Raw genomic sequence first — 12,379 nt, 5'->3', positions numbered from 1 at the left:
ATTATTATCTTTTAGGAGAGTAGTAATCGATTTCTATTCAGATTATTATGTTTTTGGGACAGCATTATAGGATGGAATAAGGTTTTTTTGGGAAGTCGACACTTTCACGCGTTAAATCCATGATACATACTTTAGTGACTTCTATAATGAGTTGTGAGTTGAATGATTTCGGAGGGGTAAGCGCATGAGTAACATTCCTAAGATTGTCATCCTTGGCGCAGGCTATGGCGGGATTTTAACCGCACAGCGACTTCAAAAGGAACTGAACTATAATGAAGCAGATGTTACGCTCGTAAACAGGCATGATTATCATTACATAACCACACATCTGCACATGCCAGCTGCAGGGACGGATTCCATTGAGCATGCAAGGGTACCCATCTCCAAGCTGATTGACGAGTTCAAGATCGATCTAGTGAAATCTGCTGTAAAGGATATCAGGCCGCACGAGAAGAAAGTAATACTGGAAGACGGAACCTTGTCATATGACATTCTGGTGATCAGTCTAGGAGGAGAACCGGAAACCTTTGGTATTCCGGGTATGAAAGAATATGCAATGACGATTCGCAGTATTAATTCAGTCAGGTTGATCCGTGAACATATCGAGTACCAGTTTGCGTGTTACAAAAATGATGGAGACGCAAGCCGGTTAAGATTTGTGGTTGGCGGGGCTGGATTTAGCGGAGTGGAATTTGTGTCAGAACTGGCAGACCGTTTACCTCGTCTGTGCAAAGAATTTGATGTGGACCCAGCCAAGGTTGAGCTTTATAACGTAGAGGCAGCACCGACTGCACTCCCTGGCTTTGATAAGGAACTTGTTGAATATGCAATGGACGTACTTAAAAATAAAGGGGTTTCTCTTCGTATCGGAGTTCCGATTAAGGAATGTCTTCCAGGCGGTGTCATTATTGGAGACGGGGAACGAATCGAAGCGGCAACCGTAGTATGGACAGGCGGAATTCGAGGCAACAAACTGATTGAAAATGCAGGCTTTGAAGTGACACGGGGACGTGTGAAGGTCGATGAGTATTTGAGAGCACCGGGTTATGATCATATCTATATTATTGGTGACAGTTCACTCGTATTAAATCAGGAGGGTCGTCCATATCCGCCAACGGCACAAATTGCGATGCAACAGGGGGTTAATTGTGCAAAAAATGTAGCTCTTTCGATTCGTGGGAAAAGTTTGGATAAGTTCACCTTTAGCCATAAAGGGACCGTTGCTTCTTTGGGTCGAGGCGAAGCGATTGCCATCGTGAATGGGAAGAAGTGGAAGGGATGGAAAGCTGCTCAGCTCAAAAAGGTTGTTGATATTCGCTATTTATATGTTATCGGCGGGATACCACTCGTACTCCAAAAAGGAAGGTTCTTTTAAACGATGAGACATTGTAGTGTACAGGTAAGGGGATTGCTGACGAGAGATGAACTGGATCGATATAATGCTTTGATGGAAGTGGGCAGTTATCTCGAGGAGCAGGAGAAGTATGATCTTTCTTATATCGTGCAGAAGGAAGTCGACATTTTAATCTTGCCAGCCATTGAAAGATTGAAAGAAAAAGGTCGCGATCGTGACCGGGCAACAGCTGAATTTCTGGAATCGTTAAAAAAGCTGGAAGAAGAAGAGAACGAATAAAAAAAGGATGCCGAATGATGGCATCCTTTTTTATATTGTCATTGTAAAATGGAAATTACACTTTCAGCATGCTTTCAAAGGATTCCGGTGTAAGCAGACTACCTACATAGAAGGAACCAAATTCACCGTAACGCGCGCTGACTTCGTCAAAACGCATTTCGTAAACCAGTTTTTTGAACTGGAGAGCATCGTCAGCGAATAGGGTAACGCCCCACTCCCAATCGTCAAAGCCGACAGAGCCGGTAATAATCTGTTTCACTTTACCTGCATAACTGCGTCCAATCAGTCCATGACTTCTCATCATGGCTTTACGTTCGTCCATAGACAGCATGTACCAGTTGTCGCTGAGTTCGCGTTTTTTGTTCATTGGATAGAAACAAATATATTGTTTTTTTGGTAGAACTGGTTTTAGACGAGCGACAACTTCTGGATTTTGCATCGGGTCACTGTCTTTACCTGCGAGATAATTACTTAGCTCGACAACGCTGACATAGGAATATGCCTTCGTTGTAAAACGGGCGAATGTCGTTTTGTTAAACGCATTTTCGATGGCATTCAGATCTTCCAAAGTTTCACGTAGATGCATCATTACAAAGTCAGCTTTTTGACCAACAATCGTATAAACGGTTGAGCTGCCTTTTCCAGCTTCTTCATCTGAAGCCCATTCTTGTAAAAATTCTTGCAGATCGTCCAAAGCAACAGCACGTGCTTCTTCATCTGCAGAACGCCAGGCGGCCCAGTTAATGGATCTGAAATCATGAAGGGCGTACCAGCCTTCCAGAGTCGATGCAGCTTCGTTCATTTGTTTCACTCCTATATGATATTTAATTTGTATATCAGATGTTTAGACTATTTTAATCAACGCTTACATTGTATCAAAGGCGGAAGCAGCAGAGCAAATGAAGATCTCATTAAAAATGACAAAAATCGCTACGCTGACCTAGAAAGTTCATTGCCGAGACACATTTTATAGGGTACACTATTTATTATCTATTATGGATCAGTGTTCATGATTTGGTAGAATGAAGGAGGATGTAAGCGAATGCAGTTCTTACCTGTGCTCGTGCTTATGATCTTGTTTTTTGTCATGATGTTTGGGATCGGTTTCATCTTGAATATGCTTATGAAAACAACCTGGTTTCCTTCTTATTTATTTGTAATCGTACTTATACCCATTGTTATTTTCTCTATGTGGGATCGAAGCATGAGCTTTGGTACGCATATGAATTCCTATGGACCTGTCGATTATTTGATTGGCCTTAGTGGTGTTGCAGGTGCCATTCTTAGTGGATGGACGATCCAAAAGCTACGGTTTGGCGGTTACAAAATGTTTTAATGACTATCAATTTGGTATGGTTACTTGCCCTCTTTTCATTTATTGAAAAGGGGGTTTTGTCATGAAAGGGTTCACTTTTCATAGAATAGTAGAGTACAATGGAACATCTGCATTCCAAAAATAGAGGGAATGCGAACATTTGTCGTATAAGAGGGAATAGCGGAAAGATTAAGCAGGAAATTTGGCTATTTTTGAAGATTTAAGACGTCCTTTTTTATGATAGAATAGAGTTCACTACAAATCGGAGAGAAGGAGTAATGAGCAATGCGCGTGAAGAACATGCTGCACTTTACCGAAAATCATCGTTACTGCGTTTTCCGCGAGTTTGGCCTTAGCAGCCTGGACGAACGGATGCTCAGCTCTGCCTATCAGCCGATGGTAGGCGCGTTTGCTATCAGTTTGTACCATTTGCTGTTTCAGCATGTAAGAGCTGATCAGATCGGCTACTCGGTAATGGAACAGCAACGCAAATTATTTTTGACTCTGGGACTTGAACCTAGCGAGAAGGGGCGAACATTCCTAATGGAGCAAACCTCCAAGCTGGAAGCAGTCGGTCTTCTGCAAACTTCCCGGGTTTATGTGCCAGATACAGATGAATATACCTACGAATATGAGCTTAGTCCTCCGCTGTCGCCTGGAGAATTTTTCAGGACACAGCATTTGACTCTGCTCCTCAGAGATAAAATTGGCAAGTTTGCTGTACTTGCTTTACGTTCGCAATTATGGACAGAAGATGCACCTGATGTAGACCTTTCTGTTATGAATAAAGAAAATATATCCGTTCCTTTTTATGAAATATTTGAGCTGAACACCCATGTTATTGATTATGAACTTGAGCAAGCTTTGACAGAAGTATCTAGTGGCAGAGCGGATCAAGGGATGTTATCTGTGCCGGAAGAAAGTAAGCTGAACTATGCCGACATTATTCTTCGGTTCCCAAGGGAATCTGCGAATCGTCGTTATGTGGAGCAGCTTAGATTTGATTCCGAACAGCTTGGCGTAATTAATTATGTAGTACACAAATACAGTTTGGGTGTTCAGGATGTATGCCGTTTGCTTGATGAAGATGGTGTATTTAATCCGCAAGGAGAGATTCTCCTTGATCGTCTCCAGCAGCTGGCAAGCCAAACCTTCCGTCAAGGAAAGAAACGTAAAGAAGAACAAAGCATTCATGCAGCGAAAGTCGTTAATCTTCGTCAGGCGGCTCAAAATGAGCCAAGCGATGATCTTCCTGTTGAACATGTGGTAGAAATGGAATATTATCTGGAAGTTCCGCCTCAATTTGCTTCGAAATGTGACATTCACCAATATAATATGATGCTGCGTAATGAGCCTTATTTACGTTTGCTACAAACCTTTTTCCCTGGCTCTGTGCCAGATAATTTGGTCGATATTTTTGAAAAAGTGGATCTCAGCTACAAGCTGCCTGCGGAAGTCATTAACGTGCTTATTCATTACCTAATGACCTTGCTTGTATCCGGTAGCGAACAGCGAATTAACCGTAATTTTGTGGAAGCTATTGCATCTAATATGCTGCTCAAACAGGTTCATACCTATGAGAAAGCAGTTCAATATATTCGCGATCAAGCGAAAATCAAAGGCAACAAGGAAAAGGCAGGATCAGGTGAACGGGTTACCAAAACGGGACGTCCTCGCTCTTACCAACAGCAAGCCCGCTTAAAACCGGAAATTCCTATTGTTCAGGATACAGGTGGTGGCGACGCGGTTAGCGAAGAAGAACTTGAAGAAATGATTCGTTTTGCAGAAGAGATGCAGGCGAAGAAAAGGACGATCGAATACTAAACGCTCGACTTTTACCTAAACCCCTCCGCTCGTTTCGCTTCGCGAAGCCGAAAGTCGGGTTTCAGTCAAAAGTCCCGCTGGTAGCTTAAGGGCGGGTAAAGGCCAGAACTAGAGATAAAGAATGAAAGATAGTGAGTCGAAATCTAAAAGTTATATATGACTAAGGTCAAAAGTCTCGCTACGCGAGGAAAAGGCTCTACCAAGATAAACAATCAATAAGAAAGGTGGGCACAAACCAAACCTATGGAATCTTTAGGCCAAATGTTGCAACAAATGAATCCATCCTTTCGTCAGCAATCGAAACGCATTGCAGATCAGCTCAAAGAAGACCCTTACGTACAAAGGTTCAGGGAAGAACACCCTGAGGTGGATGACTCCAGGTTTATGCTCTCATTAAGTAAATTTTATCAATTTTCGAAAGACAGTAATCATTGTGCGAATTGTCCGGGGCTTGCCAATTGCCCGAACGATTTTCAAGGACATTATTCCAAGCTTTCGGTTGAATATTTTAATGGACAACCTGAAATTATAGATAAGAAAACCCCTTGCTCCTTACAGATGAAAAGCGAGCATGATAAGCTGGTCAAGGAACGTATTCGCAGTTTCTATGTAGACGAACGTACGTTAAGTGAGGGATATAATGTAGCTGAGATTCTGCGTAAAGATCTGCAACGTGCTCCTGCTGTTAATAAAGTGTTCCATTACATCAATGAAACGAAGCAAAAAGGCTTATCACCAGAAGGGCTTTATCTGGAAGGTAATTTTGGAACAGGTAAGACTTTCTTAATGGGGTACTTACTCCATGAACTAGCCTTGCTTGGGCATACGGGAGTTATTGTCTACATGCCTGATTTTGTGGAGGATTTGAAATCCATGATTCAGGAAGGACAGAAGCTAAAGGAAACGACGGAAATTTTGAAAAACTGTGATTTGCTCATCTTTGATGATATTGGTGCGGAGAACTTAAGCCCATGGGTTCGCGATCATGTTCTAGGATCTATTTTGAATTACCGCATGAACCGTAAGCCTACGTTCTATACTTCTAATTACAGCTTAGACAGTTTGGAACAACATCTCAGCTTTACAAGCAAAGATGGGGAAGAGAGATACAAAGGACAGCGATTAATGGATCGAATTCGTCCATTCGTTGAGGTCGTTCCGGTACGCGGAGACAATCAGCGGGGAAAAAATAAAGCGTAAGGTTTTTATAGGTCACCGATAAAAAATGCATAATATACTGCTCTTGAAGACAAAATAAACAAAGTCTGATTCATTCCCGCGTTAGCTGGGTTGAATCAGACTTTGATGTCTCCTGCCAGGTATTCCCATGAGCTTAGATCATCAGGAATTTAATAATGACCATTCCGAAAAAGATGACAGTCATGAACAGGAACATTCCACCGAATCCGGCCATAAGATCGAATAAATCATTACGGGGTTCTTCATTCTGATGGGATCTTGGATCGTACGGACGAAGTACTTTTGGTTCCATAATGGACCCTCCTCATAAGGCTGTATACGCTATCAGCTCTCGGGAGATAACAGCGTGTACGAACTTCTTCAAGTATAACGGGTTTAGGAATATTTTGTAAAGAACTTGCAGGGATAGGAAATAATCATTCGTTTCACATTACGCATGGTTATATGCTATAATAAAGTAATCGTTTATTACAACGATAAGGTGTTTAAATAATACTAGTGCATTATATAGAAGGAGGACTTTCTCATGGCTATTGTAAATGTATCCGATCAATCCTTTAACACAGAAGTTGAAGGTACAGGTACGGTTCTTGTAGATTTCTGGGCGCCTTGGTGCGGTCCTTGTAAAATGCTTGCTCCGATTTTGGAAGAGCTCGCAGCTGACGTTGGTGACGACGTTAAAATCGCTAAGGTGAACGTGGATGAGAACCCTGAATCTGCTTCCCGTTTTGGCGTAATGAGTATCCCAACTTTGATTCTCTTCAAAGACGGTCAACCTGTTGATAAAGTCGTTGGACTGAACTCCAAAGAAAACTTGAAAAACCTAATTTCCAAGCACTAATAACGCTTGAGATTATGGAAAAACGCCTCTGGCCTTGTGCCAGAGGCGTTTTTTATGTTAACCACACGCTTCCACTTGAATAGAAGAAGCAGAAGCTATACTATAATATAGGGAACATGTATTCGATGATTTTCCAGGATGGGTCTATCCTGTTTTATATAAGCAAGTTCATGGTAGGGAGGGGAAACCGCGATGGATTCGCATTTTGAGAGTATACAAGAACAAGAAAAGGCACTTGAGAATATTAGGCATAAACTTGCTTTACTTCCGGATCTTCCCGGCTGCTATCTCATGAAGAATGCGCAAGGGACGATTATTTATGTAGGAAAAGCGAAAGTTCTAAAAAACCGTGTAAGATCTTATTTTACAGGTAGTCATAACGGGAAAACGCAAAGACTTGTTGCGGACATTCGCAACTTTGAATATATCGTCACGAATAGTGACAAAGAAGCACTGTTGCTTGAGCTGAACTTGATCAAGAAACACCAACCAAGGTATAACGTGCTTCTGAAGGATGACAAAACATTTCCATATTTGAAAATTACGAATGAACGACATCCGAAATTAGAGGTGACCCGGCGAGTATTGAAGGATAAAGCGAAGTATTTCGGACCGTATCCTAACTCTTATGCTGCCCATCAGACCAAAAAGCTGTTAGACCGGATGTATCCGCTGCGTAAATGCGGTGTGATGCCAAAGGAAGTCTGCCTTTATTATCACATGGGTCAGTGTCTGGCTCCTTGTGTTAAAGAAATTCCGAAGGAGACTTATGAAGGGATCAGTCAAGAGATGGCATCGTTTCTTGGCGGTGGTCACGAGGAAATTAAAAAAGATCTGCAGAAAAAAATGCAAGAAGCTGCAGAGGATCTCTATTTTGAACGGGCAAAAGAATTACGTGACCAAATTATGAGTATCGATGCACTTATGGAAAAACAAAAGATTACGACGACAGATACGAAAGATCGAGATGTGTTTGGATTTGCCGTCGATAAAGGCTGGATGTGTGTACAGATTTTATATGTCCGCCAAGGCAAAATGATTGAACGCCACGCCACGACCTTCCCGTTTTATGGAGATGCCTACGGCGATTTTATTTCTTTTGTAACCCAGTATTACAGTGACAATCCGGCGTTACCTAAAGAGATTTTACTTCCAGAAGCAGAAGAGATGGAAGAGCAGCTGGCGAAGAATATGGCCGAAAAATCGGTGCCTGACGAATTGCAGGTGCAGGAGGAACAGGATGAAACCAACGAAGATGCTTCTTCCGATTTGTCTCGAACTGAGAGTACGGAATCAAGTGGAACGCATGATCCGGTCGGAGCGGCTGCCCTTTTGCAAGACTGGCTGGGTATAAAAGTGCTTCTGCCAAAACGGGGCCTGAAACGTCAGATGGTTTCGATGGCTATCCAGAATGCGAGAGTATCCCTCGATGAGAAATTCCGTCTGATTGAACGCACCGAGGAACGGACATCGAAAGCGGCGGAACGTTTGGCTGATGCAATAGGTCTTCCGTCATTAAACCGGATTGAAGCTTTTGATAACTCTAATATTCAGGGAGCGAATCCGGTATCTGGAATGGTTGTGTTTATAGATGGAAAACCGGAGAAAAAAGAATATCGTAAATATAAAATTCGATCTGTACAGGGACCTGATGATTATGAAACCATGCGGGAAGTGATTCGGCGTAGATATGAGAGGGTGCTGAAAGAAGATTTGCCAAGACCAGACCTGATCATTGTGGATGGTGGGAAAGGGCAAATATCGGCAGCCCTAGATATTCTGCATAATGAGCTGGGGCTATTTATTCCAGTCTGTGGTCTCGTAAAAGATGCCAAACATAAGACATCCCAGCTGATGAAGGGGGATACTTTCGAAACGGTGCAGCTGGCTCGTGACAGCCAGGAGTTTTATCTGCTTCATCGCATTCAGGAGGAAGTTCACCGTTATGCGATTACGTTTCACCGTGAGCAGCGCGGAAAGTCCATGGTTGTTTCCAAACTTGATTCCATACCGGGAATTGGGGAAAAGAGACGCAAAATGCTACTCAAGCATTTTGGTTCTTTACGCAAAATAAAAGAGGCCAGCATTGAAGACTTCCGGCCTCTTTCTATCGGCGATAAACTCGCCAAACAAATTATTGATTCCCTTCAAGATGAGGAGCCGTAAATAACGGCTTCTTTTTTTTAGGTGCGGGATTGAATCGATAAATAACATAACCCACAATCGCGGGAAGGACGATCCAGAAAATTCCGGCAAAGACGTTCACCGCATCCATCATCATAATCAGGCTTACCCCCATCAGAATGCTGTTAAAAATAACATGGCTGAACATCGAAGTAATGAATCCATACCGTATCATAATGAAGCTGAATATGAGTCCAATAAGGGTAAGTTCAATTGGTCTTGTAATGACAGGGTAGATCGGGTACAGCGTATGCCCCATGGCCCAAATGACCGAAGTGATCAGACTTGCGACAATTGTGCTGCGTACCATTTTCTTGAAGATCCGAATACCGAATAGACGATACACCGCTTCCTCTCCAATGCCGGCCATCCAGGCGAGCAGAGGCATAAGCCATGGATACAACATGTTGTACGGAGACTGGCTCGCATCCGTTGTAGACCAAGAGCCCAGACCTTTTTCCAGAAAGATAAAGATAATGGACTGGATTCCAAGCAGGGCGAACGCCCATAGATACCCTGAGAACATACTGTTTAGTACATAGCGTCCATATCCAGCTTCTTTTGCCTGCGGCCACAAATTATAACCATCCTTGCGCCACAGTCCGTTACCCGCTACGAGTGAAAAATAGACGAGGCAAGTCATTGCTAAGGTAAATAAAGCTTGCACTCCGAACAGAATAACCATCATTCCGGCTGAATAACCTTCTGCCTGAAACGTAGGAAGCAGGTTCACTGTACCGACCATGGTAAACAGAAAATAGAAGATAGATAGCCAAATCCCTCTTTTGAAAGAGGTGTATGCTTTGGTGAGCACACTATAAACAACGGCAAGTACACCGAGTAGCATGGTGAATAAACCGTATCCTACGAGGGTCATAACTGTTGCCTGTGAAGTTTGTTTTTCCACGTATTCTGTATGAGCTGCGGGTACGGAGAACTGAGGTTCAAATGAGCGAATATCCCCGTTTTCAAATGTAAAACGGAGCTCAAGAACAGAATCTCCAATTTTCATGGAAGGATCTGTGTAGGTGAGTCCAGTTTCAGATTCATCCGTACTTTCAAGTTGCAGCGTATTTGGAGCATACCCTGCTTCCGCCAAAATAGGGGCTGCAAGACGCTGCTTTTCAGATATTGAAATTCCGCCTTCTGCAATTCGATTGCGAAGCATCACTTCTTGAGCTTCAGATTTCGGAAGCGCAGCGGTTTCTGTATAGGATGAAGAGGGTAGTTCACGGATATAGCCGACGGGTTTACCTGTATTCATATGAATATCTACACTGACAGACCCACCTGTTTCTGAATCCGGGATCCTAACACGGTACACATCATAGGGATACTGTTTCTCGAATTGTTCGTTGTATGACGTGAGTAGCTTCTTCTCCACCAGATAGCCGTATAATCCTGAACGAGACTGGTATGTAACTAGAACTTCATCATAAGAGACGTCATTTGTTATGCCGAGCTGCTGCTCCGCATAAGGAAGAGCGGCCTCATAGGCTTCTTGTTTCGTTAAAACTTCTTGCGTTTGTTGTTCAGTTGCCTGCATCGCGGTTCCTGGCAAAATCTGAAAGACGACAAACAAAATAAGGCCGATAGCTCCTAGCACTCCAAGCCACTTAAAATTAGGCTTCAGCACAAGGGGTTGCCCTGTTCGATTCATGTTATTCCTCCTTGTAACTATACGGGTAAATAGTCTGTTAAGATTACAGTAAAGATAGCATAGCCGCCAGACGAAAGCGAGTGGATCTAGCAATTCCATGATAAAGCGGTTTATTGGCTTGAAAATGTTCAATAATGTCTTATAATCTAATCTTTAACGACGTAAATCTGCTAATTTGAAGGAATTTCTTTCAAATTAACGATTCTTTCATTTTGTATTCCCGATCAGGTAAGACTTATAATCGGGGTTGAACTTCATATGGTCATGGGTAAACTGAATCCTAAAGTGAAAACAAGGGAACCAATACATAGAGCTAACGTATTAGCTCGGACAGGGTTCCTTTTTTTAATTGAGAAAACGAATGAGGTGAACATGTGTTCAACATGAGCGCCCGTATTTTTAAACTTAATCCACCGCAAATATTGGTGCTCGGCTTTGCGGGCATCATTTTGCTGGGTACCCTGCTACTCATGCTGCCTATCGCCAACACTACGGGGGAAAGCCTTGCATTTATTGATGCTTTTTTTACCGCCACATCGGCAACATGTGTAACTGGACTAGTAATTATGGATACGGGTTATTATTTTTCTACATTTGGCCAAATTGTAATTGCCGTTCTGATTCAGATTGGCGGCCTGGGATTTATGACGATGACCACTCTAATTGCCATTGTCTTTCGGCGAAAAATTTCGCTTCGAGAGCGACTTATTTTACAGGAAGCCTTAAATCAGAGTTCGATTGAAGGGATCGTTAAGCTAGTTCGAAAAGTGTTGTTTTATTCCCTCACCATAGAGGCGATTGGAGCAATCCTATTTACGATTCGCTGGTCCTTTGATATGCCATTGGGCAAAGCAATTTATTTTGGCGTATTTCATGCCATTTCCTTTTTTAATAATGCTGGGTTTGATTTGTTTGGCAAATTTCGCAGTTTAACCATGTATGTGGATGATCCCATCATCAATATCGTGAGTATAGGGCTTATTGTATTTGGGGGACTTGGTTTTGTTGTTCTTTCCGATCTTGTAGGGATTCGCCAAATCAAAAAGTTGTCATTGCATTCTAAAGTGGTTATTTCCATGACTTCGTTTCTGATTGTATTTGGAGCGGTTGTTATTTTTATTTTGGAATTCTCCAATTCCAAAACATTGTCGCCACTGGATACAATGGGTAAAATACTTGCTTCTATCTTTCAATCCGTAACAACCAGAACAACAGGGGCTAATTCGCTTGACATTGCAGGACTACGACAAGCTACCCAGTTCTTTATGATTATTCTCATGTTTATTGGCGCATCACCTGGGTCCACAGGGGGCGGTATCAAAACAACAACGTTTGCTATTCTTATTGGCGCTGTCATTTCTATGGTAAAAGGTCGGGATGATGTTGTAATGTTCCGTTACCGGATTGCACAAGAACGAATATTCAAGGCGATAACAATTACAATGTTATCTTTGATCGTTGTTATTGGAGTAACGATGATTCTATCAGCAACAGAGGATAGTCGGTTTTTAGTTATATTATTTGAAACAACATCAGCATTTGGCACTGTGGGGCTTTCGATGGGTCTAACGCCAGAACTCTCGACGATTGGCAAAGTACTCATCAGTTTGACGATGTTCGTTGGTCGTCTTGGTCCAATCACCTTGGGTTATGCACTTAGTAAAAAGAATAAAGAACTGTATAGACACCCCGAAGGCAAGATGATTATAGGGTAAAGGGAGT

General features: G+C 42.5%; 11 protein-coding genes. 8 read left to right on the top strand and 3 right to left on the bottom strand.

Going from position 1 to position 12,379, the window contains the following annotated elements; all coding sequences use genetic code 11:
- The first annotated feature begins 184 nt into the window (after positions 1 to 184).
- Both KFT32_RS07465 and KFT32_RS07460 read left to right on the top strand, forming a co-directional pair.
- Complete coding sequence (locus tag KFT32_RS07465) at positions 185 to 1,375, top strand: NAD(P)/FAD-dependent oxidoreductase (RefSeq protein WP_211746517.1); 1,191 nt, start codon at positions 185 to 187, stop codon at positions 1,373 to 1,375.
- 3 nt (positions 1,376 to 1,378) lie between these two features.
- The gene (locus KFT32_RS07460) at positions 1,379 to 1,633 is read left to right on the top strand and encodes a hypothetical protein (RefSeq protein WP_211746516.1); all 255 of its coding nucleotides are present in this window, start codon (positions 1,379 to 1,381) and stop codon (positions 1,631 to 1,633) included.
- Positions 1,634 to 1,688: 55 nt separating this feature from the next.
- On the opposite strand, the gene hemQ is transcribed toward KFT32_RS07460, so the two are convergent.
- Complete coding sequence (gene hemQ / locus KFT32_RS07455; protein ID WP_211746515.1) at positions 1,689 to 2,435, bottom strand: hydrogen peroxide-dependent heme synthase; 747 nt, start codon at positions 2,433 to 2,435, stop codon at positions 1,689 to 1,691.
- 240 nt (positions 2,436 to 2,675) lie between these two features.
- On the opposite strand from hemQ, the gene KFT32_RS07450 reads away from it, so the two are divergent.
- The 3 genes from KFT32_RS07450 to dnaI all read left to right on the top strand — a co-directional run bounded on the left by KFT32_RS07450 (position 2,676) and on the right by dnaI (position 5,972).
- Positions 2,676 to 2,969, top strand: a complete 294-nt coding sequence (locus tag KFT32_RS07450; RefSeq protein ID WP_211746514.1) for a YuiB family protein — start codon at positions 2,676 to 2,678, stop codon at positions 2,967 to 2,969.
- A 264-nt stretch (positions 2,970 to 3,233) separates the two neighbouring features.
- Positions 3,234 to 4,772, top strand: a complete 1,539-nt coding sequence (locus KFT32_RS07445; protein ID WP_211746513.1) for a DnaD domain protein — start codon at positions 3,234 to 3,236, stop codon at positions 4,770 to 4,772.
- Between the two features lie 243 nt (positions 4,773 to 5,015).
- The gene (gene dnaI / locus KFT32_RS07440) at positions 5,016 to 5,972 is read left to right on the top strand and encodes a primosomal protein DnaI (protein WP_211746512.1); all 957 of its coding nucleotides are present in this window, start codon (positions 5,016 to 5,018) and stop codon (positions 5,970 to 5,972) included.
- A gap of 133 nt (positions 5,973 to 6,105) precedes the next feature.
- Here the strand turns inward: dnaI and KFT32_RS07435 are convergent, their stop codons facing one another.
- Positions 6,106 to 6,264: a YqzM family protein gene (locus KFT32_RS07435; protein WP_211746511.1), complete on the bottom strand. Its 159-nt coding sequence runs from the start codon at positions 6,262 to 6,264 to the stop codon at positions 6,106 to 6,108.
- 234 nt (positions 6,265 to 6,498) lie between these two features.
- Here KFT32_RS07435 and trxA point away from each other — a divergent pair, with 234 nt between their 5' ends.
- On the top strand, positions 6,499 to 6,813 hold the full coding sequence (trxA, locus tag KFT32_RS07430) for a thioredoxin (protein ID WP_191802012.1): 315 nt from the start codon (positions 6,499 to 6,501) through the stop codon (positions 6,811 to 6,813).
- Positions 6,814 to 7,005: 192 nt separating this feature from the next.
- On the top strand, positions 7,006 to 8,979 hold the full coding sequence (gene uvrC / locus KFT32_RS07425) for an excinuclease ABC subunit UvrC (RefSeq protein ID WP_211746510.1): 1,974 nt from the start codon (positions 7,006 to 7,008) through the stop codon (positions 8,977 to 8,979).
- Here the strand turns inward: uvrC and KFT32_RS07420 are convergent.
- Entirely contained in the window at positions 8,948 to 10,657 is a 1,710-nt protein-coding gene (locus KFT32_RS07420) for a CPBP family intramembrane glutamic endopeptidase (protein ID WP_211746509.1), read from the bottom strand. The genes uvrC and KFT32_RS07420 overlap by 32 nt on opposite strands.
- Before the next feature lie 383 nt (positions 10,658 to 11,040).
- Here KFT32_RS07420 and KFT32_RS07415 point away from each other — a divergent pair, with 383 nt between their 5' ends.
- A complete protein-coding gene (locus tag KFT32_RS07415) occupies positions 11,041 to 12,372 on the top strand; it encodes a TrkH family potassium uptake protein (protein WP_211746508.1) in 1,332 nt (443 codons plus the stop codon).
- Positions 12,373 to 12,379: the final 7 nt, after the last annotated feature.

The sequence above is a fragment of the Paenibacillus sp. Marseille-Q4541 genome (assembly GCF_018310695.1).
In the GTDB taxonomy this organism is placed as follows: Bacteria; Bacillota; Bacilli; order Paenibacillales; family Paenibacillaceae; genus Paenibacillus.
The sequence above is the reverse complement of the archived record's forward strand: the minus strand, read 5'-3'. Positions and strand labels throughout refer to the sequence as shown.

Coding starts and splice junctions, on each gene's coding strand:
- KFT32_RS07465 (WP_211746517.1), top strand. CDS start 185: ATGAGTAACATTCCTAAGATTGTCATCCTTGGCGCAGGCTATGGCGGG.
- KFT32_RS07460 (WP_211746516.1), top strand. CDS start 1,379: ATGAGACATTGTAGTGTACAGGTAAGGGGATTGCTGACGAGAGATGAA.
- hemQ (WP_211746515.1), bottom strand. CDS start 2,435: ATGAACGAAGCTGCATCGACTCTGGAAGGCTGGTACGCCCTTCATGAT.
- KFT32_RS07450 (WP_211746514.1), top strand. CDS start 2,676: ATGCAGTTCTTACCTGTGCTCGTGCTTATGATCTTGTTTTTTGTCATG.
- KFT32_RS07445 (WP_211746513.1), top strand. CDS start 3,234: ATGCGCGTGAAGAACATGCTGCACTTTACCGAAAATCATCGTTACTGC.
- dnaI (WP_211746512.1), top strand. CDS start 5,016: ATGGAATCTTTAGGCCAAATGTTGCAACAAATGAATCCATCCTTTCGT.
- KFT32_RS07435 (WP_211746511.1), bottom strand. CDS start 6,264: ATGGAACCAAAAGTACTTCGTCCGTACGATCCAAGATCCCATCAGAAT.
- trxA (WP_191802012.1), top strand. CDS start 6,499: ATGGCTATTGTAAATGTATCCGATCAATCCTTTAACACAGAAGTTGAA.
- uvrC (WP_211746510.1), top strand. CDS start 7,006: ATGGATTCGCATTTTGAGAGTATACAAGAACAAGAAAAGGCACTTGAG.
- KFT32_RS07420 (WP_211746509.1), bottom strand. CDS start 10,657: ATGAATCGAACAGGGCAACCCCTTGTGCTGAAGCCTAATTTTAAGTGG.
- KFT32_RS07415 (WP_211746508.1), top strand. CDS start 11,041: ATGAGCGCCCGTATTTTTAAACTTAATCCACCGCAAATATTGGTGCTC.